A 23,894-nucleotide genomic window follows, 5' to 3' on the forward strand; every position below is an offset into this window, starting at 1 on the left:
TCAGGCTCACGCGATACCGAACCCGATCACCAGTTCATAAGTCACCGGCAAACCTTCCGTTTCCCGCAAGGCTTCATAACGTTGCTGTACCGTTTGCCATGCCGTCTTGCCCATCATGGCACGCCGCTTTCCGGCAGAATAACCCGCACCGATCCCCCGAACCGATTCCAGGGCGGAACGGACATCCGGGTAATGCATCCGGTGGGTTTCGTGAATGACGTGAACATCGGTGAAACCGGCTTTCAGCAAGCAGTTTCGCTGTTCGTCAGGAGAAGAAAACGACAGCACGCGGCGGGACGTATCGACACCATCGAAGGCATGGGCGATTTCGCAAAGCGTACCAGGCGCCAGCGTCGAGAAATACAAAATGCCGTCCTGAGCCAATACGCGGTGCAATTCGCGGAAAACGGTTTGCGGATGGCACCATTGCAATGCCAGACTGCTCCAGACGAAATCGAACGTTCCGTCATCGAAGGTCATGGCTTCCAGGTCGCCGCAGACGGCGTAAAATCCCTTTTGACGCATGCGTTCGACCATTTCGCCAGACAGATCGCAACCGGTCAGACGGGCATCGGGCCAGAAACTGCGGAGACACTGTGCGCCGAAACCGGTTCCGCATCCCCCGTCGAGGATGTTTTCCGGGGAAAACCCGCGCGGCAACCATTCGGGCAACAGGCACAACATCCGCTCGCAAACCCGCCGCTGGAACAGCGCCAGCGAGTCATAGGCGTCGGCTGCACGGCCAAACGCTTCGCAAATCCGTTTTTTTTCCATCATGCCTGTTCCATAAAGGCCGTCATCAGTGCCGCGCACCGCTGCGGTTCGGAGAGAAACGGCGCATGCGCCACATCCGGCAACAGGGCAAGGGAAGCGTCCGGCAGATTCTTTTCCAGCCAGCGTGCCGCATCCGGCGGCATCAACGGATCGTTTTCGCCATGTATGAGCAGGGTTTTTTGCCAGATGGACGGAACCAGCATGCGAAAATCGGCATGATCAAGAAAATCCAGCCCGGCGTCGAGTACAGCGACAGGGGGTATCTCCAGCCGCGAGAGCCGGCGGACGATTTCGCGCCCGTGACTGTCTGCACGGTTGAATAACGAAACGAAGCGACGCATCGTCGTTTTCGGATCGGATCGTACCCCTTGTCTGAACGTATCGCCCGTATCGCGCGGCATACCGAACGCCCAATCAGCTTTCGCGGCGAAACACGGTGTTCCACCGAACAACACCAGTCTTTCAACCTTGTCGGGATAGCGGGCGGCGGCCTGCAACGCCAGAATCGCACCCATCGACCAGCCGCACAGCACGACCGGACCCGAAACGGACGCCATCATGGTATCCGCCCAGCAGGCAAGGGGATCGCCGCCTGGCAGGGCAGTCGCGCCATACCCCGGCAAGGGGATGGCATCGTAATGTACCTCATTCGGCATGAGCTCACGCAACTCGCCGATCAGCGTATCCCATACCGTTGGGGACATGCCCCAACCGTGCCAGAAAACCAGTGACGTCATGCCAGTTCCTTCAATGCCTGTACCAGAGTGTCCACCTGTTCTTCCGTATGGGCGGCGGACAATGAAATCCGCAAACGCGCGCTGCCGACAGGAACCGTCGGCGGCCTGATCGCCGGAACCCAGATACCGCGGTCACGCAAGCCTTCCGACACTTTCAGCACGGCATCGTTTTCCCCGATGACGACAGGCTGGATGGCGGTGAACGAAGGCAACAATCTCCAGCGGGAACCCGACAGACCGTTTTGCAGGCGGGTGATGAGCTTTTGAAGATGGCTTCTCCGATCGTCGCCGTTGGCGATCAGTTCCAGCGAGGCGCAAATCGCGCTTGCCAGTACCGGACTGCTGGCCGTCGTGAAAATATAGGAACGGGAACGCTGCATCAGCCATTCGATCACGGTATCGGAACCGGCGATGAAAGCGCCCGACACCCCGGCGGCTTTCCCCAGTGTGCCGATATAGACCAGACGCGGCGAAAAGGGCAGTCCCGCATGATCGAGCGAGCCGCGTCCGTTCCGTCCCAGTACGCCGAAACCATGCGCATCGTCGATCACCAGCCAGGCATCGTAACGTTCGGCCAGTTCGGCAAGTTTTTCCAGCGGCGCCAGATCGCCGTCCATGCTGAACACGGCGTCGGAAAGAATCAGTTTTCGTTTCGCCGTGCTGGCGGAAAGCAGTCTTTCGAGGTGCGCCATATCGTTATGCGCATAGCGCCGGTGTTCAGCACGGGAAAGCTGGACCGCGTCGATCAGCGAAGCGTGGTTGAGCCTGTCGGCAAACACGGCGTCACCGCGTCCGACCAGTGTGGGAACGACTCCGATATTGGCCATGTAGCCGGTACTGTAAAAAAGGGCGCGTTCCGCACCGACAAACGCAGCCAGTGCCTTTTCCAGCTCCTCATGCGGCTGCATATGTCCGCTGACCACGTGCGAGCCGCCTGAACCCGTTCCCCAGCGTCGTACCGAGGATGCCACCGCTTCCATCAGTGCGGGGTGAGAGGCCAGCCCCAGATAGTCGTTGCTGCAAAAAGCCAAAAACGGCTTGCCATCGATCACGGCATAAGGCCCGCAGGCGGATTCCAGTGTCCTGCGCCGGCGCAACAGATTGTCGCTTGCCAGCGATTGAAGCTGGCACGTCAGTTCTTCCCAGATCATTTCCGTTTTCCAAAGCCGGATGCCTTGCGCATCCGTTCAGCGAATCACCCGCTCATGCAGGACGGGAGGCTCATCATTATACAGTTCTACCAATGTCGATGCGCGCGTTCCGTAGTCATCCGACTCGATGCATACCGACGAGAGGAGTTTTTCCCATTCATAGGAAACACCGGTATGCGGCAAGAGCCTGTCCGGCGCTTTCGTCGTATCCGAAAGCATTTCGAAATAGGCTTCTTCCGGCGCGTTGATCCCCAGAAGCGAGGCGAACTGGGCGCGGGTACGGACGACCTTCGGCCAGGGATCGTCGAGCAGGGCGTTGGACAGTCCGTAAATGCCGGGCTTGAGCGGCATGCCGTTTTTCGGATTCATCATGCCGAAATTGGAATACCAGATCATGGTATCGCCGTCGCCCACCAGCAAATTGAACCCGTTGTAGTGGTAAGACTCGTGCCTGATTTCGCGGATATATTCTTCCGGCGTCAGATTCGACGCCAGATAATTGCTGACCAGCAAACCGCGTGTCGGCGCGTTTTCCTTCATCAGATGCGGCGCACGTACATTGGTCAGCGCCGCAAACCGGTTGCCTCGCCCGTTTTTGCCATGCGCCACCCCCAGCCAGGTACCGCCGCCTTCCAGATCGCGTCCGGCGTAAATCTGGGGATGATCCTGCCAGCGGTGGGCGGGAATGGCGGGGCGTGCATAAAATTCGTCCCGATTGGACGCGGCGATCAGGGGAGTGCCGGGCTTGACATGCCAGGCAAAGACAATGAGACACATGCGAAACAGATTCTCCGGAAAAGCAACCGACAAAAGATTCCAGCCGGACGCTGAAAAACCGTTTTTTATTTTAAAACAAAATGGATTTTCAGGTTTTTCACGCCCGTTTTCGCATAGTCCATGATTTTCAGGGCAATTTTCTTTCATCACCGCCCAGCTCGTCCGCACGGTCTATCCAGCCGCCGCCCAGCGCCTTGTATAACCCGGCCAGCGAAGTGAGCGATGTCGCCTTGAGTTGCGCCAGCGAAAGCTGTTCAGGAAACAGCGACTGTTCCGCCTGCAGGACAACCGAATAGGCCGAATAGCCTTCCTTGTACTGAAGCCGTGCCAGTCTGGCATAGTCGTCGAGCTGCCCGACAAGCAGGGTTTCATGTGAGAGTTGCCGTTTGCTTTCCTGCATGAGCGACAAGGCATTGTCCACATCGGCGAACGCCGATTGCACGACTGATTCGTATTTCGCGAGAGCGGCGCGTTGTCCGGCCTCAGCCTGTTCGACCTGGGAACGGATCGCGCCCCCCTGAAACAGCGGTAGACTGACGACACCGCCGAAATTCCAGACTTTCGCATGACCGCCCCACAGGTTGTTCAGCGATTCGCTGGACGTACCGAATGCGCCGGTCAGTGAAATCGTCGGGAAATACTGCGCGCGTGCCGCACCGATCATGGCATTGGCAGCGATCAGATCCTGTTCCGCCCCCAGAATGTCCGGACGTCGCAGCAAAAGGTTCGATGGCAAATCCGCCGGTACCGCAGGCTCCCTGAGTTTGTCGAGCGTCAGTCCCCGCATGACGGGCCCCGGATTGCGTCCCATGAGGATATTGAGCGCGTTTTCCGTCGCCGCGATACTGTGACGTATCGGCGGTATCCTGCTTTGCGCCGTTTCATACTGCGAAGCGGCCTGCGCCACCGTCATTTGCGACGTAACGCCATATTTGAACTGCAACTGCGCGATCCGCAAGGCTTCGGCATAGTTATCGGAAGTGCTTTGCGCGATTTTCAGCTGTTCGTCCAGCGCCAGCAAATTGATATAGTTTGTGACGACATCGGCGACGACGGAGAGCAACACGCCACGCCGCGCCTGTTCCATCGAACGTGCATCCGCTTCGGCCGACTCGGTCAGCCGACGGATTCTCCCCCAGAAATCCAGTTCCCAGCTTGCCGAAAGGGTGGCCTGCCTGTTGTTCTGGGGATTGGGAACGCCGATGACCGGTTCAGCATCCCTTTCCGAAAGCCGCTCGCGTGTCGTCCGGGCATCCACTCCGACTTGCGGAAACAGTTCCGAACGTGCCTGCATGATGGCGGCTGCCGCTTTTTCCGAATTGGCCAGCGCCGCTTTCAGGTTGCGGTTGTTGCGCACGGCCTGCAAGACCATGCCGTTCAATACCGGATCACCGAAACTTTCCCACCATCGCGAATCCAGTGCTGTCGGCAAGGCATCGTCGGTCAATGGCCGGTAAGCGTCCGGCACGGCGATATCCGGACGATGATAGTCCGGTCCCATCACGCAGCCTCCAAGAACCGCGGCAAGCAGCAAGACCGGTACGAACCTTTCCGTCTTCATGGCGTTCCCCCCTGTGATTTGTTTTCGTCCGGTTTGTTGTCTCCGGTTTGCGTGCCGTTAGGTGGCATCAGGGTGACAGGGGACGTTTCGACTTTTTGCGAACGGGACGCGAAATATTGCCTGATCCTGCGCGCGAAGCGGATGAACGTATCGAAAAAGAGCGGCACGAACAGCAATGCCAGCGTGGAAACACCGATCATGCCGCCGATGATGCCGGTACCGATCGAATGACGCGAATTGGCGCCCGCACCGGTCGCCAGTGCCAGCGGGATGACCCCGCCGATAAAAGCAAGCGAGGTCATGATGATCGGACGCAGACGAATTTTTCCGGCATCGACTGCGGCCTGTGCCGGTGTCGTCGCGGGATTTTCCGAAAGCCTGACGGCGAACTCGACGATCAAGATAGCGTTTTTCGCCGCCAGACCGACCATGACCAGCAAGCCGATCTGGAAATACACATCGTTGTCCAGCCCGCGCAACCATGTCGCCAGCAACGAGCCGATTACCCCGAAGGGTACCGCCATCAACACCACGGCTGGCAATATCCAGCTTTCATACTGTGCCGCGAGAATCAGAAACACGAACAGTACGCCGAAAACAAACACGATCATCGAGGATGTACCGGATTTCTGTTCTTCATAGGCGACACCCGACCAGCCGGTGGTATAGGAACGCGGCATCGTTTCCGCCGCGATCGACGCGATCACGTCCATGGCTTCGCCGGAAGAATAGCCGGGCGCGGCATTGCCGGTGATTCTGGCTGCCGGAAACCCGTTGAAATGGGAAATCAGGTCGGGACCGGTGGTATAGGACGTCGTCACCACCGATGAAAGCGGTACCATCTGTCCCTTCGCATTGCGGGTGTAAAGCCGCGTAATATCGTCCGGTGTGGTTCTGAATGCCGGCTCGGCCTGCATGATGACATACCAGACCTTGGAAAACTGGGTGAACTGGCTGACGATCGACGAACCGAACAGGGTTTGCAACGTACCATAGACATCGTTCATATCCAGCCCGAGAAGTTGCGCGCGGTCACGATCGACGGAAACCGCCAGCTGCTGCGAACCGGCACGAAACGTCGAATTGACGCCTGTGAGCTCGGGACGTGTCCGCGCCTTCGCCACAATCCGGTCGATCACATCCTGCAACTGTTCGGGTGTATCCGTCCCGGTACTCTGTACCCAGAATTCGAATCCACCCGTGGTGCCCAGTCCGGGAATCGGCGGCGGCAGAATCGGCAGGATTTCCGCCTCCTGAACGGATCGCGCCTGTTGGCCGAGCCGTGCCATGATCGCACCTGCACTTTGCGTTTGTTCCGTTTCACTGTCTTTATACCGTTCGTCGAACGGATCGAGCGCCATGAAAAAGGTTCCCGCCGAATTGCGGTACCCGTTATCCAGCAACGAAAAGCCAGAAATGCCGACACGTGTCCGGATACCCGGCAAACCTTCCGCGATCGACGAAACCTTTTCCATGACGGCTTTCGTGCGTCCCAGACTGGACGAGTCCGGCAAAATCACCGCAGTAATCAGATATCCCTGGTCTTCCTGCGGCACGAAACTCGTCGGCAAGCGCTCGAACAGCACGACGATGGCGGCGACCATGACCGCGATACAGGCAAAGGAGCGCATGCCGTGCCGGATGATAGCGGCACACGCCTTGCCGTAACGCTGCGTGAGCGACTCGAAACGGCGGTTGAACCAGGCGAACGGCCCACGTTCCGGCGGCGGGGAATATGTCAGCCAGCAACCGCACAGGGCCGGTGTGAGCGTCAGCGCGACAAAACCGGAAATCGCCACCGATACGGCGATCGTGATGGCGAACTGCTTGTAGAGCTGTCCTGTCGTCCCCGGCACGAATGCCGCAGGAACGAAGACGCAAACCAGCACCAGAACCGTCGCGATGATCGGGCTGACGAGTTCGCCCATCGCACGCATGGTCGCTTCCTTGCGCTGCATGGTACCTTTTTCCATGTTCCGTTCGACGTTTTCGACGACTACGATCGCATCATCGACGACCAGCCCGATGGCCAGCACCAGCCCGAAAAGCGTCAGCATGTTGATCGTGAATCCCAGCAGGTACATGCCGGCGAATGTCCCCAGCAATGACACGACGATGGCCGATGTGGCGATGAGCGTCGCCCGGTATTGCTGCAAAAACCCGTAAATGACGCCCACTACGATAAATATGGCGACAATCAGTGTCTTGATGACTTCCTGAATCGAAATCCGGACGAAATCGGTCGTATCCACCGCGATGACATAATCGATTCCTTCTGGAAACCCCGATTTGAGCGTTTCCAGCTCTGCGCGGATGGCTTTCGAGACATCCAGCGCGTTCGCACCGGGTTGCTGGACGATCTGGATAAAGGTGGCCGACTGGCCGTTCATTTGCGTATCGACCAGATATGATTGTTTTCCCATCGCGGCACGCCCGATATCCTTCATCCGCACGATGGCGCTGCCGTCGTTGTCGGCACGGATAATCATGTTCTCGTAACCCGAAGCATCCTGAAAGGGAGAAGCCGTGACGGCAGGGTAGGTCAGCTGCGTATCCGGCAACGACGGTTCCCCGCCGACCTGACCGGCGGAAAACAGCTTGTTTTGCATAGCGACGGCATTGGCGACATCGCTTGCCGTCACACCCAGCGAAGCCATCCTGTCCGGATCAAGCCACAAGCGCATGGCCTGATCGGCAGAACCGATAATCGAGGCCTGTCCCGCACCCGGAACCCGCTTGATCGCGTCAAGTACATGAACATTGGCATAATTGGAGACATATTCCTCGTCGAAACGCGCCGGGTCGCCATAAATGCCGACGAGCATGAGCATCGAGGACGACGCCTTGGCGACATCAACGCCGTTTTGCGTCACGGCATCCGGCAACTGCGTCATCGCCAGACTGACACGGTTTTGGACCTGTACCTGTGCGATATCCGGATCGGTTCCGATATTGAAATAGACCGTCAGCGAAAGCTGGCCGGACGATGAAGACGACGAGGACATATACAGCATGTTGTCGATACCGTTGATCTGGCTTTCCAGCGGAGCTGCCACCGATTCCGCCAGCGTCGCCGCGTCCGCACCCGGATACTGCGCCGTCACCGTAATCTGCACCGGACTCATGTCCGGATACTGCTCCACAGGCAGCCTTGCCAGCGAAACGGCGCCGGCGATGCAGATAATCAGCGATACGACAATGGCAAAGACCGGACGTTTGATGAAAAATGCGGAAAACATCGTCATCCCCTCATCGCCGGAGCCGGCGTATCTTGTTTGTCTGTATCGCCGGGCAATGTCACGGTACCGGAGCTGTCGTTGAAGCTTTCGCCAGCACGGCTGTCAGGCACGGCCGGCGAACCGGCAGGCGAGGGCATGTCTGCCGTTACATTGACGGCAATGCCGTTCGACAGCGACTGAACACCGTCGACGACGACCTGTTCGCCGTCATGCAATCCCTGGCGGATGACCCAATCCGTACCGGACATTTCTCCGACGATGACCGGACGGTATTGTGCCTTGCCGTCCCTGATGACCCAGACGAAATGACCTTTCGCACCTTGCTGTACCGCTTTTTGCGGAATCGCGACCGCATCGGGACGAACGGCACCCGTCAGGCGGACCCTGACGAACTGGTTCGGTTTCAGCACGCCTTCGGGATTGTCCAGACTGGCACGCAGCTGGCTCGTTCCGGTCGCAGCATCGTAATCGGGCGACGCGAACACGATTTTTCCTCGATGCGGAAAAACCGTTCCGTCCGGCAAAATCACCTCGACGACAAAGCTTCCATCCACCGGGACTTTCAGCTGTCCGTCCCGAACCTGCTTTTGCATATCGAGCACACTGTTTTCCGACAGGCTGAAATTCACCCACATGGGAGTCATGACATAAACGGTCGTCAGCTGGCTGTTGATGGCATTGACATAGCTCCCTTCTGAAACGGCAGCCGCGCCGGCCATTCCTTCGACAGGGGAACGGATCGTGGTATAGGAAAGATTCAGTTTCGCCGCGTCAAGCTGCGCCCTGGCCTGATGCATGGCAGCCTGTGTCGTCAGAAACTGTCCGCGCGCATTGTCCAGATCCTTTCTTGACAATGCATTGAGTTCGACGAGCGGTTTGATCCGGTCGAGATTGGCTTTTGCCGTGGCATGTGCCGCCGTACTGGAATCCAGCGCCGCCCGTGCTTCATCGAGCTGTACCTGAAAAGGTCGCGGATCGATCGTGAACAGGACTTGCCCGTTCTTGACCATGCCGCCTTCCTGATACAGGCGCTTTTGCAAGAATCCGTTGACCCTGGCCTGGATATTGACCTTGTGTGAACTGGCGGTTTGCGCCACGTATTCCATCGTGACCGGCAAATCGGCGCTCCTGACCGTCATGGTCGTGACTTCCGGTCTTTCCATTACGGCATCGTCCTGCCGTTTTCCGCATCCCGACAACAGCAGCGACAACACCATCGCCACCACCATACCGGTCACCCGTACCTGATTTTCCACCCGATTCTCCTGACAATTGCCGTTTCATGGAACCTTGCATGTGCCGTTTCTTCACAAACCGGCACAACACTGGCACCACCATAGCCCAAGGGGGGACATGCACCTTTTACTTAAATCAGAACACGACACGATTTGCCGGCATGCCGGCAAAAGATTGCCTGGCATCAAGAGCATGTCGCATATCAGTGAAATAAGAGGAAAAAGGGCAAGTGAGGCATCGTTTGCTGACTTCACGTACAATGAACAGCATATCCTTCGCGGAAAACCGTCCGAAAGCCAGCAACAGGAAACCATATGATCGCAAACGTTTTGACAATCGCCGGAACCGACCCGAGCGGCGGCGCCGGCATATCCGCCGACCTGAAAACCTTTTCGGCGCTGGGTACCTACGGCATGGCCGCCATTACGGCCGTCGTGGCGCAAAACACGCAAGGCGTCCGGTCTTTCCGGACACTGGAACCGGCTTTCGTCGCCGAACAGATCGACGCCGTTTTCGATGATGTCGAGGTGGCTGCCGTCAAGATCGGCATGGTCGCCACCGCCGCGATCGCCGAAGCGATCGCCGATACACTGGAAAAACATCCCGCCTGTCCGGTCGTACTCGATCCCGTCATGGTCGCCAAAAGCGGGGATATCCTGCTCAAGCCCGATGCGATCGCCGCCATCCGCGACAGGCTGGTACCGATGGCGACCATCATCACGCCGAATTTGCCCGAAGCGGCCGTCCTGCTCGACAGGGATGCGCCCGATACGCTCGCAGGCATGCGGGCAATGCTGCCGCCACTGCACGCACTCGGTGCGCGATGGATCATGCTAAAGGGCGGCAGCCTGCCGGAAACCGCTTCGAAAGACAGTGCCGATTTTCTGTCAGGAGAAGGGAAGGTCATCCCGCTGAGCGCACCGCGGATCCGTACGAACAATCTCCACGGCACGGGATGCACGCTCTCGGCCGCCATCGCCGCGCTGATGACACGCATGCCGTTACCAGAAAGCGTCGCTGCCGCCAAACAATACCTGACCGGCGCACTGCAAGCATCGGCATCCTTGAATGTCGGGCACGGGCATGGCCCGGTCCATCATTTCCATTCGTGCTGGAAATGATTCTGCCAACATCCTGAAGCGGCGGTATGCGTCGCCTCGGTGATTTCCGTTCAGATGGCAGGCTTGCTGACCCAGGAAACGGCAGGGCCGTCCGCTGAAAGCGCATGGACGGCGACACCGTTTTCCTGCGTATCCAGATTCATGACCGCCAGAAAATCCGTCCGCCCGCCGTCACGCCGTGCGGACTGAAGCACCACCCCGCAGGGATTGCCGCCTCTGTCGATCAGATCGGCGCCGGCAGGAATGTCAACATCTCCGGATGTGACATAACCGTGGAACAGCTTGCGTTTGACAGCCCCGCGGAACTGGCTGCGCGCAATCACTTCCTGTCCGGGATAACAGCCTTTCGTGAACGAAAGCCCGCCGGCTTCTTCCAGATTGACCATCTGCGGAACGAAACGGTCTTGTACCGCCAGCGTGATGTCCGGCACACCCGCTTCGATATCGCCCAGCGTCCAGCCATCCGCGCCGCAAACCGGCAATTCGGAGGCGAGTGCGTCATACATCGCCTGATAGCGCAAGGCCGAAACGGCCAGCAGGTAGCGGGGCGCACCGAAAGCATCGGCCATGCGTACCAGCACACCGTTTTCGTTTTCGGTCTTGCCGTACACGACGTCAGGCAAGTCGGGGAACCATCGCGAAAGCGACGCGGCGGCACGTTTGCCACCGATGCCGGCCAGCCGGACATTGCCACGTTCATCGGACAGGACAACCTTCGCGCGCAAAATATAAATCTGAAGCCGTTTTTTCAGCGCGTCGAGTATATCGGCCGGCAGGCTCATCCAGACCTTGCCGGCGGATTTCCATACACAAAAACGTGCCAGCATGCGGCCTTGCGGGGTGCAATACGCGGCCAGACGGGCGCTTTTTCCATCAAGATGTTCGATGTCGTTGCTGAGCTGGCCGTGGATGAAACGCACGGCATCTTCGCCTTCCAGCGAGAGCAGGCCGGTCTGATCCATCGGAATGACATAACCGGATGCCAGCATATCCGGCGAGCAGGAAAGGCGTGTCGGGTTCATGGTTTCCATAAAAACTGTTTTCGTATCAATGGAAGTCGAGTATATTCTCTTTTTCCCTTTCATGATGATCTTTGTCAAACCGTCCCGATCCGACCGTTTTGCATGAAACAGTCTGCCAAAAGAAAAATCCTCATCGCCGTCGCCATGGCGATAGCGGCCGTCTCCCTTGCCGTCATCGCGCTGTTTTGCTGGGCACACATGCCCGTATTCGGGCAGGGAAAACCGATCGATTTCGAAATCGCTCCCGGTGCGACGGTCAAAAGCGTGACGACGCAACTTGCCAAACAGGATGTTCCGCTCAACGAGACGATGTTCATCATGCTGGTACGCCTCACCGGCAACAGTACGGCATTGCGTGCCGGACCGTATGAACTCAAGGCAGGCGAAACACCGGCCAGACTGCTGGAAAAAATCACCAAAGGGATTTTCGCCATGGAGTCGCTGACCATCATCGAAGGCTGGAATTTCCGCCAGATGCGTCAGGCCGTCGCGCGGCATCCCGCCCTGAAACACGAAACGGCCGGATTGTCCGAACGCGAACTCCTGAAAAAACTCGGTATCGACCACCGTGCCGGCGAAGGGCTGTTCTTCCCGGACACGTATCTGTTCCGCCGTGGGGCAGAAGACATGCAGATTTACCGGCAAGCCCACGAGGCCATGATGATGCGGCTCAATGCCCTCTGGGAAGAACGCGACCCGGCATTGCCCTACAAGACGCCTTATGAAGCGCTGGTCATGGCCTCGATCATCGAAAAGGAAACCGCACATCCGGGCGACAGGGACATGATTTCCGGCGTATTCGCCAACCGTCTGAAAATCGGCATGAAACTCCAGACCGATCCGACCGTGATCTACGGCATGGGAGAACGGTACAAGGGAAAAATCCGCAAAATCGACTTGCGGACCGACACGCCCTACAATACCTATACCCGGTACGGCTTGCCGCCGACACCGATCGCGTTGCCGGGCGGTGAATCGCTGGAAGCCGCTTTTTATCCGGCGGAAACCGATGCGCTGTATTTCGTGGCACGCGGCGACGGAACCAGCCATTTTTCCCGGAGTCTCGACGAACATAACCGGGCAGTTGACAAGTACATCCGATGAATCCGAACGAACATCATCCATTGACAGGCCGTTTCCTGACATTCGAGGGAATCGACGGCGCAGGCAAATCGACCCATATCGACTATGTCACCGAACTGTTGCGCGAGCGTGATCTCACGGTCGTCGTCACCCGCGAACCGGGCGGCACACCCCTTGGCGAAAAACTGCGCGAACTGCTGTTGCATACACCCATGCACGCTGAAACGGAAGCGCTGCTGATGTTCGCCGCCAGACGCGAGCATATCGAACAAGTCATCGAACCGGCATTGCGCCGCGGCGACTGGGTACTCTCCGACCGTTTCACGGACGCTTCCTTTGCCTATCAGGGCGGGGGACGCATGCTTGACATCACCAGACTCGAAGCGCTGGAACGCTGGGTGCATCCGCACCTGCAACCGGATATGACCTTGCTGTTCGATGTCTCGCCGGAAACGGCCGCCGAACGTCTCAAGGCTGTGCGCTCCCCTGACAAGTTCGAAAGGGAAAAGGCTGTTTTTTTCAATCGTGTGCGGCAAGCCTATCTCGACCGTGCCAAAGCCTTTCCCGACCGCTTCAGGATCATTGACAGTTCCCGACCGATCGCGGAAATCCGCGATACGATCCACAGCCTGATCGATACCCTGAAATGAAGTGGCACGATAAAGCTAAACCGGAATATCAAGAAAACAGCGCAATAATATGAAAATATGGAAAATCTTGTTTATCCATGGCATCTTGAAAACTGGCGCCACCTGTTAAGGACCGAGCCGAAACTGCCGCATGCGCTGTTGTTTTACGGCCCGTCAGGCACCGGTATCGACACATTCGCCGAAACATTCGCCAAGGCCTTGCTGTGCGAAAAACGCCCTGAAAGCGGCGATCCATGCAATGCCTGCGAATCCTGCCACTGGTTCGATTTGCATACCCATCCCGACTACCGCATGGTAATGCCCGAAGCGCTGGAAATCGCGCGCGGTATCGAACCGTCCGGCGATTCGGCTTCCGGTGAGGAAGAGGCACCCGTTGCGAAAGGTTCGCGAGAACCGTCCCGAAAAATCGGGATCGACCGTATCCGTGCGCTGGCGGATTTCATCAATATTTCCACCCATCGTGGCGGACGACGTATCGTTTTCATCTGTCCGGCGGAAGCCATGACGTCCGAATCCTCGAACGCACTGTTGAAAATGCTGGAAGAACCGCCACCGCAAACGCTGTTCATTCTGCTTGCGCACCATCTGGACGCCTTGTTGCCGACGATCGTGTCGCGGTGCTTCAAGACGGCTTTTTCCATGCCGGACCGAGATCTGGCATGCAGCTGGCTGACGCAACAGGGCGTTGCCGACGCGCAAAACTGGCTGGCACAGGAAGGCGGCGCACCTGTCGATGCGCTGCACCAGGCACAGCAGGGCGGTCGAGAAGAAATGACCCGCCTGCTCGATACTCTCTCCGCACCGGACGATACGGCACTGCTTGCCGCTGCCGAAAAACTCCAGAAAGTCCCGATGGGTGACATCATCACCTGGTACCAGCGCTGGCTGTGCGACGTGCTTTCGCTGCGGCTGGCCGGACATATCCGCTATTACCCGGGATACCGCAGTCAACTGGAAAAGGTGGCGGCCCGCGCCGACAGCCTGCAACTTGCCGAAGCCGTCCGCGAAAGCGGCCAGCGCAAACGGGTAGCGGATCACCCGCTGGTGGCGCGTCTGGCGATAGAAGACATGCTCCTTGAATACCGGAAAATTTTCTCACGGTAGGCAGCGAATTTCTGTAAAATACCGGCCTGCTTTCAACCCAATCCGATTTGCACGATCATGTACGTCGATTCACATTGCCACATTCATCTGCGTGAACTGGCACAGCGCCAGGACGAAGTATTGCGTAACATGGCAGCCAACAAGGTCAGCCATGCCCTGTGTGTGACCATCAGTCTTGCGGATTTTCCGGCTGCGCTGGCGCTGGCCGAAAAGCACGACAACATCCACACGACCGTCGGGGTTCACCCCAATCCTGACCCGAAGGACGTCGGTGAAATCGACATCGACAAACTGGTGGAACTGGCACGTCATCCGAAAGTCGTCGCCATCGGCGAAACCGGACTGGACTACTATCGCGTAAAACCGCGCCAGAAATGGCAATGGGACCGATTCCGTGCGCAAATCCGCGCTTCCCGCAAGGTCGGCAAACCGCTGGTCATCCATACCCGCCAGGCCGCGGAAGATACTATTCAGGTACTTCAGGAAGAAGGGGCAGGGCTGGACAAGGGCGGTTTCGGCGGCATCATGCATTGTTTTTCCGAAACCATGCCGATCGCGAAAGCCGCGCTGGATATGGGTTTTTACATTTCTTTCTCGGGCGTTCTGACCTATCCGGCATCCAAAAACCTGCGTTCGCTTGCCCGCCTGATTCCACTGGACCGCGTCCTGATCGAAACCGATTGTCCATGGCTCACGCCACAACCCTGGCGCGGCAAGACCAATGAACCGGCATTCGTCACCGAAGTCGCCAAACAGCTTGCCATGGTCAAAGGCATGTCCGTCGAACGTATCGCGCGGCATACCGCCGAAAATTATTTCAGGCTTTTCGGCCTTGAAAATACCCTCGCCAAGGATTGAAAAAACGCCGCAGAAACTTCCTTTCATAAAACGGTTTCTTTTGCATCACGACCGCATTTCGGTTTTTTTGAACGATATTTGAAAAAAAACTACCCCTTTTAAAAAAAGGGGAGTAGAATTACTTTCAACGTGAGCACCAACGGTACTTTAAACCGGAAGGCATATGTAAAAGAGGTGCATATTCATCACCAACAAACCAGAGAGATGTAAGGAATTTATTATGAAAAACTCTTCCATGATTCTGAGAACCCTGTTCATCGTTATCGCCGGTGTTGTCATCACCACACTGTGGGTTCAGGCAGTCTGATCATCATGCCTTATCAGGGAAGGAGATTGCATCGGCAATCTCCGTTTTCCTTTCAATAAAAAAATACTTGCAAATCATTCTGTTACAAACGCTTCTTAAAGCGTTTGTTTTTGTTTTTCCGTCTTGCTTTTTTACATGGAATAATCGGTTCCGCGATTTTCATGCAAAAAGCATTTATTCCCCCCCCGTCTTTGCGAATACCTGTAAAAACAGGTATTTTTTTCTGAAAAAAACGTTTTTCCTTTTTTCAGGTTTTATTGAAACCTTTTATAAAACCGTCAGAAAATACCGATTTTTCCGATAATCCGTGAAAGATTTATTTTATTTACGATTATATAAACGACATTCACTGTCAGCAAATATCTTTCACCATCAATGGATCAAATATCCAGAAACAAAAAAAGCATCCGGAACGATTTACATGTAAATATATTCATCATTATCCGGAAAATGGAAAGGATATTTTCCGCGGATGGTTTGCCATAATCCGGACGATATGATGCCAGGCGAAACGGGAACATCCTGTGCGCCGTTTCGCCTGGCCGACGGTACCATGCAAAAATCCATCCGTTGCAGGAATGACGCACCGCATCTCGACAGGGATGAAATTTGCCGCATAATACGCGCAACGACCGAACTATCATTTGCCCCACCATGACGATATCCATCACACTGCGCCGATTTGCCTTCCGTTTCTTTTCGTGTCTGCTGCTCATGTCGTGCTGCCTGTCGGCTGCACAGGCCGGATCCTTCGATGACTGGTTCATCGCCGTCAAAAACGACCAGCCCGGAAAGGTAAAGGACTTGCTGCGACGCGGATTCAACCCCAATGCCGTCGAACCGGAAAGAGGCGACACCGGGCTGATCCTGGCAATGCGCGAAAATTCGATGGGAGTCATGGAAGTCTTGCTGGCCGACAGCAGAACCCATATCGACGCGGAAGCGTTCAATGGCGACAATGCCCTGATGATCGCGTGTTACAACGGCAACGAAAAAGCCGTCAAAGCCCTTCTGGACAAAGGGGCAAAGGTCAACAAGAACGGCTGGGCGCCTTTGCATTATGCCGCCGCCAGCGGCAACAACCGGATTGTCCAGATGCTGCTGGACAAGGATGCTTTCATCGATGCCGTATCACCCAACGCCACGACGCCGATCATGATGGCCGCGCGGGGAGGGCATATCTATACCGTCAAGCTGCTGCACGACAATGGCGCGGATGCCACGATGAAAAACCAGCGCGGTTACTCGGCCATGGACTTCGCAAGGGAAAACAAGAATACCGATATCGCCACCGGTCTGGAATACCGTATCAAAAAAGAAGCGGCACTGGCAAAACGCAAGAACGTCATGCCGAAGTTTCCTTTCTGATGCCTACTTTCTGATGCACCTCAGGCCGTAGTGGCGGTGGGACGTTTTCTGAACGGCGTCAGAACCGTCGGCATGGCTTTCGGGAAGGTCGCCGGATAGTCGGAATTGAAATGCAATCCGCGACTTTCCTTGCGCAGCAGGGCACTTTCCACGATCATCGAGGCCACGTCGACCAGGTTGCGCAATTCCAGCAAGTTGTTGCTGATGATGAAATTGGCGTAATACTCGTCGATTTCCTCACGCAACAGATGAATCCGGCGCTGGGCACGTTCCAGTCGCTTCGTTGTCCTGACGATACCGACATAATTCCACATGAACCTGCGCAGTTCATCCCAATTGTGTGAAATGACGACTTCCTCGTTGGCATTGGAAACACGGCTTTCGTCCCATTGCGGCAATTCATGGAACGGTTCCTGCGGCAGGCTGGCGATATGTTCCGCCGCCGTCTTGCCGATGACCAGACATTCCAGCAGTGAATTGCTGGCGAGACGATTCGCGCCATGCAGGCCGGTGCATGCCGTTTCACCGACGGCATAAAGATTTCTGATATCCGTACGTCCCAGGGTATCGGTGACCACGCCGCCACAAGTGAAATGCGTCGCCGGAACGACAGGAATCGGTTCTTTCGTGATATCGATCCCCAGTTCCATGCAACGCGCATAAATCGTCGGGAAGTGTTCCTTGAGAAATTCCGGACTCTGGTGGCTGATGTCGAGATGGACATAATCCAGACCGCGTTTTTTCATCTCGAAGTCGATGGAACGCGCCACGATATCGCGCGGCGCCAGTTCGGCACGCGGATCGTGTTCCGGCATGAAGCGCATGCCGGCATCGGCTCCCGCATCCGGCGGCAGTTTCAAAAGGCCACCTTCGCCGCGGACCGATTCGGAAATCAGAAACGACTTGGCATACGGGTGATACAGGCAGGTCGGGTGGAACTGCACGAATTCCATGTTGGAAACCCGGCAACCCGCACGCCATGCCATGGCCACACCGTCACCGGTCGATGTGTCCGGATTGGTCGTATATAGATAAACCTTGCCGGCGCCACCCGTCGCCAGCACGGTATGACGTGCCGCGAAGGTATGCACCTTGCCTTCTTCCTCGTTCAATACATAAAGCCCGTAACATTCGACAGGCTGACGGTTTTCCGAGAGTTTTTCCGACGTGATCAGATCCACGGCGAAATGGTTCTCGAAAAGATGGATATTCGGACGGCTGCGGATGATTTTTTCCAGCGTCTGCTGGACGACATGACCTGTAGCATCGGCGGCATGGATGATCCGCCGTTCGCTGTGACCGCCTTCGCGCGTGAGGTGATAACCGGTCTGTGTGGACTTGTCCCTGGAGAAGGGAACGCCCTGATTGATCAGCCAGTCGATGGCTTCACTGCCATGTTCGACAATGAAACGGGTGGCGACTTCATCGCACAATCCCGCACCTGCCGTCAGGGTATCCTTGACATGTTTTTCGATACTGTCCAGTGCCGGATCGAGTACGGCGGCAATCCCGCCCTGTGCAAAATTGCTCGCGCTTTCCCACAAGGTTCGTTTGCAGATCAGCGCGATACGGTACGTTTCGGGAAGACGCAAGGCAACGGACAGACCCGCCAGTCCACTGCCGACAATAACGACATCGAAATTCATGACTTTTTACCGGAACAATTATTGTTTCTGAAACGAACACTATATTCCATTGAACGCGTTTCGTCATGTTTTTTGCACCGGCTTGTACCGTCCGAAGTCCATTTTGGTACATATCGGCGCACGAAGACGTGCCTTTGCCGGTACGGTATTGGCAAAGGCACAACAATCCGCCTGCACAAGAGGGCATTTCCTGCGGTTTCCGACAAAAGCGGTTCCGCCAGACACTGCGCAAACGTACAATGAAAACCGTTATGCAGGAGCCGGCCGGCAAGGCATCGATGCCTTGCTGCCGGTCATATCGATATAGAAAAGAACGACAATCGATCAAGCCAGGTGCGCGAATCGCCTGATATCCGGCCAGGCCGGACCTGACAAAAGGAGGAGTCATGAAAAAACTGGGATTTATCGGCATGGGCAATATGGCGTCGGCCATTCTTCTGGGCGCCGTCAGGTCGGGTTTTCTCAAGGGTGAAGAAACCGTCGCCTACGATCTGAACGGCTTCAAGCTCGACAGCATGAACAAGGCATGCGGCATGGCCAGGGCCGCATCCACGGAAGAAGTCATCGCCGACAGCGAAATCGTGTTGCTTGCCGTCAAGCCGAAAGCCGTCGAAAACATTCTGGCCGAACAGCGTGAACGCCTGAAAGGCAAAACCCTGCTGTCGATCGCCGCAGGATGGCAATACAGCCGACTGCGCCGACTGCTCGATACTTCGACGCACATATGCGCCATCATGCCCAATACCCCGGCGCTGGTCGGCGAGGGCATGACCATCATCGAAGCCACCAACGATCTGTCGCAAAAAGAGCTGATCTTCACCCGCCGCCTGTTCGGCTCGCTGGGCCAGGTCGAGGAACTTTCCAGCGAAATGATGGCGGTCGGCGGCACGCTCTCCGGATGTGCCCCCGCATGGATATTCATGGTCATCGAGGCGCTGGCGGACGGTGCCGTCTATTACGGTCTGCCGAGAGACATCGCCTACAAACTGGCCAGCCAGACCGTACTGGGTTCCGGCAAGATGGTTCGTGACACCAAAACCCATCCCGGCAAACTCAAAGATGATGTCTGTTCTCCGGGCGGCATCACCATTCGTGGCGTCAAGGCGCTCGAGGCGGGCGGTCTGCGTATCGCGATGATGAACGCCATGGAAGCCGCATTCAAAAAACCGGACTGAAAAGCATACAAGCCGCTTTTCCGGTCCATACCTCTTGCGACGACAAAAAGACGGTACCCGAACGGTATCGTCTTTTTGTATATGCCTGAAACTGTACCGGCATCATGCCGTCATGGAATTTGTCCCTCAGATCGCGATCAGGGAAAAGCGCGGCCCGGTTCGGCATGCTCGACCATGATCTGTACGGACGTTCGCCCGTTGTATTCATTGGCGTCAAGCCGGTATGCCAGCAATACCCGCTCGGGCAGACGTTCGGGGTTGCCGAAACGGATCGCGTTGTAATGGCGGCCATTGCGTTCCAGCTGCAATTTCAGATGCTTTTCTTTCAGCACCCGCTGGTTGCGTACCGTGAATTCATCGCAAAAGAGGGGAGGCGGAAAACCATGTCCCCAGACTTGCGCATCCAGCATATCGATGAACGGCAGTGTGAAACAATCATCGTCGAGCGAACCGTCCGTCTCGATCTGTCGTTCGAGTTGTGTTTGCGTCAACCATCCGCGCGCCACTTCCTCGAACGCCTCCGAAAACGTCGCGAATCCGTCCGGTTTGAGCGTCAGACCGGCCGCCATGGCATGTCCGCCGAACTGGACGATCAGGCCAGGGTGGCGCTTGGCGACCAGATCGAGCGCATCACGCAGATGAAATTCCGGAATCGAGCGGCCGGAGCCCTTGAGCATCCCGTCCTTTCCGACGGCGAACGCCATTGTCGGCCGGAAATATTTTTCCTTGATCCGTGAAGCCAGAATGCCGACGATTCCCTGATGCCAGTCCGCAGACTGCACACAGATCGTCGCCCGGTCTTCCGGATGGATGTGCGCGATCTGTTCACGGGCATCCAGTCGCATGTCCGCCTCGATTTCACGCCGTTCAATATTGATCCGGTTCAGTTCTCCGGCCATCGCCAGCGCACGATCGAAATCATCGGCCAGCAGGCATTCGATACCCAGCGACATATCCGAGAGCCGTCCTGCCGCATTCAGGCGCGGACCGAGGGCGAAACCGAGATCGAAGGGGGAAGCCTTGCGGTAATCGCGTCCGGAAACACGGAAAAGCGCTGAAATACCGGGCTGCATGTTGCCGCTCCGGATACGGCGCAAACCCTGCGCCACCAGAATCCGGTTGTTGGCATCAAGTCGCACGACATCGGCGAAAGTCCCCAGCGCCACCAGATCCAGCAGAGAATCCAGACGGGGTTGCGTCCGTTCGTCGAATACATGACGTGAACGCAATTCCGAACGCAGGGCCATCAAGACATAAAACATGACGCCCACACCCGCCAGATGCTTGCTGGGAAAAGAACATCCCGGCTGGTTCGGATTGACGACGATACAATGCTGCGGCAAACGTTCGCCGGGCAAATGGTGATCCGTCACCAGAACTTCCATTCCCAGCGCGACTGCGCGCTCGATACCTTCCAGACTGGCGATACCGTTATCGACGGTGACCAGTACATCCGTTCCGTGATTTTCACGAGCCATATCGACGATGGCAGGGGTCAGCCCGTAACCGTTGTCGAAACGGTTCGGCACCATATAATCGGCACGCGCTCCCATCAGGCGCAGGCCCCGAAGCGCCAGCGCACAGGCTGTCGCGCCATCGCAATCGTAATCGGCGATTACAGTGATTTTCTTGCCTGCAGCAATGGTATCGGCCAGAAAAGCCGCCGCCTCGCCAATGCAGGACAACTGTTCCGGATGAATCATGCCCGACAATCCCGTGGACAACTGTGCCGCATCCGTAATGCCGCGCGAGGCGAAAATTCTGGCCAGCACAGGATGGATACCGGCATCGCACAAATGCCGGAAAGCGGGTGCAGGACAGGAACGGACAACGATTCGGGTCATGAGAGGACAAAAACGCATACCGCCTGATTTGACCGGTGGCGATATTGATACCATAAAAGGAAAATTCTCGCACTTTTCAGCAAATTCGGGAATATCCGCGACGATTTGTTTTTCATTTTCATATGGATACCGACCTTGCCCGGCATGCCGTGAAACCGGTCCGAACGTCCATGGCATGCGCTGCGACAAAAGACGATACCGCCCGCATGTGACGACGGCGCAAATATGTGGCAAACTGTCTGGTCTTGCCGGGAGTCACACGTTGAAACTATTTTCCAATCTGCCGTTCGAATGGCTTGTCGGCCTGCGTTACATCCGTTCCGGAAAACGCAGCGGCCGGAACCGCTTCATCTCCTTCATCTCGCTCATCTCGATGGCCGGTATCGCGCTGGGCGTCGCCGCGCTCATCATCGTCTTGTCCGTCATGAACGGTTTCCAGAAAGAAGTGCGCGACCGGATGCTGTCGGTTCTGCCGCATATCGAAGTACAGGACGTCTACGGCTCGCTGCCTGACTGGCAAAGAACCGCCGCCCGCGTCCGTGAACATCCAGACGTGACCGGTACCGCCCCCTATGTGATCGGACAGGCGCTCGTCACCCGCAACGACATCATGCGTGGCGTCGTCGTGCGTGGCATCGTGCCATCGGAAGAACCCAACGTTTCCGATATCGCCCGCCAGTTCCGCTACGGCAAGCTCGGCGACCTGCAACCCGGCACCTTCAACATCGCCATCGGCAAGGAACTGGCCCGCGTCCTGCGCATCGGTCCGGGCGACAAACTGACCGTCATCGTCCCGCAAGGGCAGGTGACCCCGGCCGGCGTTTTGCCGCGTCTGAAACAGTTCACCGTCACTGGCGTATTCGAAGCAGGGCATTTTGAATTCGATTCTTCTTTCGCATTCGTCAACATGGAAGATGCCATGCGCATGTTCCGTACGGTATCTCCAACTGGATTACGTGTACAAATCAACGACATGCAGGAAGCTCCTCAGGTAGGACGTGAACTTTCTCTCATGCTATCCGGCGACGACGTCATCGTCCGCGACTGGTCGAAACAGAACCGCAACTGGTTCGCAGCCGTCCAGACCGAGAAAAAAATGATGTTCATCATCCTCATGCTCATCATCGCCGTGGCGACTTTCAATCTCGTCTCGACGCTGGTCATGACCGTCACCGAAAAACAGGCCGACATCGCCATATTGCGCACACTGGGCGCCTCGCCGCGTTCCATCATGAAAATCTTCATGATACAGGGGGCGCTCGCCGGTATTTTCGGTACCCTGATCGGTGCCGGATTCGGCATACTCGTGGCCGTCAACATCGACGTCATCGTTCCATTCATCGAACGCCTGTTCGGCTTCCAGTTCCTGCCCAAGGACATCTACCTCATCAGTTCGCTGCCGTCCGACTTGCGCTGGACGGACGTGCTGGTCATCGGCGGATCGTCCGTCATTCTGTCTTTCCTGGCTACGCTGTACCCGAGCTGGAGCGCGGCCAAGGTCAATCCTGCGGAGGCGCTGCGCTATGAATGAACCCGTCTTGTCCTGCGAAGGACTGTGCAAAACCTTCCGGCAGGGCAGTTATACCGTCGAAGTCCTCTCGGATATCCATTTCTCCGTCTCCGAAGGCCAGCGCATTGCCATCGTCGGCGCTTCTGGCTCCGGCAAATCGACGCTTTTGCACCTGCTGGGCGGTCTGGACACACCGACTGCCGGTTCGGTAAACCTGTTGGGCAAAAACCTCGCCGACCTCAACGAAACGCAACGTGGCGAACTGCGCAACCGCGCACTGGGCTTTGTTTACCAGTTCCATCACCTCTTGCCTGAATTTTCGGCACTGGACAATGTCGCCATGCCGCTGATGATTCGCCGCGAAAAACGGGAAAAGGCGCATGCAACGGCCATCGCCATGCTCGCGCGTGTCGGACTGGAAAACCGTGCCATCCACGTCCCGGGCGAACTCTCGGGCGGCGAACGGCAACGGGTCGCGCTGGCGCGTGCGCTGGTGACGCATCCATCCTGCGTTCTGGCCGACGAGCCGACAGGCAACCTTGACCGGGAAACGGCACAACAGATTTTCGATCTGATGATGGAACTTTCCGTCACACTCAAAACCGCATTCGTTATCGTCACGCATGACAACGAACTGGCCAGCCGCTGCGACAGGATTTACCGCATGTCGGGAAAAGGCCTGCAAAAAGTGGCGGAATAGGTTACAGTATTTTCGTTTCCAGTCACCGGTC

19 protein-coding genes are annotated in these 23,894 nt (G+C 56.7%); 9 read left to right on the plus strand and 10 right to left on the minus strand.

Features of this window, described 5'->3' with window-relative positions; translation table 11 throughout:
• Positions 1-6: 6 nt before the first annotated feature.
• From bioC to NAI64_RS03280, 7 genes are all read right to left on the minus strand, one after another.
• Positions 7-777, minus strand: coding sequence for a malonyl-ACP O-methyltransferase BioC (gene bioC, locus NAI64_RS03250; protein ID WP_269297713.1), 771 nt, complete (start codon positions 775-777; stop codon positions 7-9).
• Positions 774-1,511, minus strand: coding sequence for an alpha/beta fold hydrolase (locus NAI64_RS03255; RefSeq protein WP_269297715.1), 738 nt, complete (start codon positions 1,509-1,511; stop codon positions 774-776). Before NAI64_RS03255 ends, bioC begins: the two co-directional genes overlap by 4 nt.
• Complete coding sequence (bioF, locus tag NAI64_RS03260) at positions 1,508-2,662, minus strand: 8-amino-7-oxononanoate synthase (protein ID WP_269297718.1); 1,155 nt, start codon at positions 2,660-2,662, stop codon at positions 1,508-1,510. The genes NAI64_RS03255 and bioF overlap by 4 nt, the downstream gene beginning before the upstream one ends.
• 36 nt (positions 2,663-2,698) lie before the next feature.
• A complete protein-coding gene (locus NAI64_RS03265) occupies positions 2,699-3,439 on the minus strand; it encodes an NRDE family protein (protein WP_269297720.1) in 741 nt (246 codons plus the stop codon).
• A 127-nt stretch (positions 3,440-3,566) separates the two neighbouring features.
• The gene (locus NAI64_RS03270) at positions 3,567-5,000 is read right to left on the minus strand and encodes an efflux transporter outer membrane subunit (RefSeq protein ID WP_269297722.1); all 1,434 of its coding nucleotides are present in this window, start codon (positions 4,998-5,000) and stop codon (positions 3,567-3,569) included.
• Complete coding sequence (locus NAI64_RS03275) at positions 4,997-8,239, minus strand: efflux RND transporter permease subunit (protein ID WP_269297724.1); 3,243 nt, start codon at positions 8,237-8,239, stop codon at positions 4,997-4,999. Before NAI64_RS03275 ends, NAI64_RS03270 begins: the two co-directional genes overlap by 4 nt.
• A 2-nt stretch (positions 8,240-8,241) precedes the next feature.
• On the minus strand, positions 8,242-9,495 hold the full coding sequence (locus NAI64_RS03280) for an efflux RND transporter periplasmic adaptor subunit (protein ID WP_269297726.1): 1,254 nt from the start codon (positions 9,493-9,495) through the stop codon (positions 8,242-8,244).
• Positions 9,496-9,789: 294 nt separating this feature from the next.
• Here NAI64_RS03280 and thiD point away from each other — a divergent pair, with 294 nt between their 5' ends.
• Positions 9,790-10,596, plus strand: a complete 807-nt coding sequence (thiD, locus tag NAI64_RS03285) for a bifunctional hydroxymethylpyrimidine kinase/phosphomethylpyrimidine kinase (protein ID WP_269297727.1) — start codon at positions 9,790-9,792, stop codon at positions 10,594-10,596.
• 50 nt (positions 10,597-10,646) lie between these two features.
• Here the strand turns inward: thiD and ygfZ are convergent, their stop codons facing one another.
• Positions 10,647-11,618: a CAF17-like 4Fe-4S cluster assembly/insertion protein YgfZ gene (gene ygfZ / locus NAI64_RS03290; RefSeq protein WP_269297728.1), complete on the minus strand. Its 972-nt coding sequence runs from the start codon at positions 11,616-11,618 to the stop codon at positions 10,647-10,649.
• Between the two features lie 102 nt (positions 11,619-11,720).
• On the opposite strand from ygfZ, the gene mltG reads away from it, so the two are divergent.
• The 5 genes from mltG to NAI64_RS03315 all read left to right on the plus strand — a co-directional run bounded on the left by mltG (position 11,721) and on the right by NAI64_RS03315 (position 16,988).
• Positions 11,721-12,722, plus strand: coding sequence for an endolytic transglycosylase MltG (gene mltG / locus NAI64_RS03295; protein WP_331282604.1), 1,002 nt, complete (start codon positions 11,721-11,723; stop codon positions 12,720-12,722).
• Entirely contained in the window at positions 12,719-13,351 is a 633-nt protein-coding gene (gene tmk / locus NAI64_RS03300; protein ID WP_269297730.1) for a dTMP kinase, read from the plus strand. The genes mltG and tmk overlap by 4 nt, the downstream gene beginning before the upstream one ends.
• 57 nt (positions 13,352-13,408) lie before the next feature.
• A complete protein-coding gene (holB, locus tag NAI64_RS03305; protein ID WP_269297732.1) occupies positions 13,409-14,455 on the plus strand; it encodes a DNA polymerase III subunit delta' in 1,047 nt (348 codons plus the stop codon).
• A 57-nt stretch (positions 14,456-14,512) separates the two neighbouring features.
• Complete coding sequence (locus NAI64_RS03310) at positions 14,513-15,313, plus strand: TatD family hydrolase (RefSeq protein WP_269297734.1); 801 nt, start codon at positions 14,513-14,515, stop codon at positions 15,311-15,313.
• A 961-nt stretch (positions 15,314-16,274) separates the two neighbouring features.
• Positions 16,275-16,988, plus strand: coding sequence for an ankyrin repeat domain-containing protein (locus NAI64_RS03315; protein ID WP_269297736.1), 714 nt, complete (start codon positions 16,275-16,277; stop codon positions 16,986-16,988).
• 20 nt (positions 16,989-17,008) lie between these two features.
• On the opposite strand, the gene nadB is transcribed toward NAI64_RS03315, so the two are convergent.
• Positions 17,009-18,634: an L-aspartate oxidase gene (gene nadB / locus NAI64_RS03320; RefSeq protein WP_269297737.1), complete on the minus strand. Its 1,626-nt coding sequence runs from the start codon at positions 18,632-18,634 to the stop codon at positions 17,009-17,011.
• Positions 18,635-19,020: 386 nt separating this feature from the next.
• On the opposite strand from nadB, the gene proC reads away from it, so the two are divergent.
• Complete coding sequence (proC, locus tag NAI64_RS03325) at positions 19,021-19,809, plus strand: pyrroline-5-carboxylate reductase (RefSeq protein ID WP_269297739.1); 789 nt, start codon at positions 19,021-19,023, stop codon at positions 19,807-19,809.
• Between the two features lie 137 nt (positions 19,810-19,946).
• Here proC and recJ read toward each other — a convergent pair whose 3' ends face one another.
• The gene (gene recJ, locus NAI64_RS03330) at positions 19,947-21,653 is read right to left on the minus strand and encodes a single-stranded-DNA-specific exonuclease RecJ (RefSeq protein ID WP_269297741.1); all 1,707 of its coding nucleotides are present in this window, start codon (positions 21,651-21,653) and stop codon (positions 19,947-19,949) included.
• Between the two features lie 262 nt (positions 21,654-21,915).
• On the opposite strand from recJ, the gene NAI64_RS03335 reads away from it, so the two are divergent.
• Positions 21,916-23,184, plus strand: a complete 1,269-nt coding sequence (locus NAI64_RS03335) for a lipoprotein-releasing ABC transporter permease subunit (protein WP_269297743.1) — start codon at positions 21,916-21,918, stop codon at positions 23,182-23,184.
• Entirely contained in the window at positions 23,177-23,863 is a 687-nt protein-coding gene (gene lolD, locus NAI64_RS03340; protein ID WP_269297745.1) for a lipoprotein-releasing ABC transporter ATP-binding protein LolD, read from the plus strand. The genes NAI64_RS03335 and lolD overlap by 8 nt, the downstream gene beginning before the upstream one ends.
• Positions 23,864-23,894: the final 31 nt, after the last annotated feature.

The organism is Oxalobacter paeniformigenes (assembly GCF_027158465.1).
In the GTDB taxonomy this organism is placed as follows: Bacteria; Pseudomonadota; Gammaproteobacteria; order Burkholderiales; family Burkholderiaceae_D; genus Oxalobacter; species Oxalobacter paeniformigenes.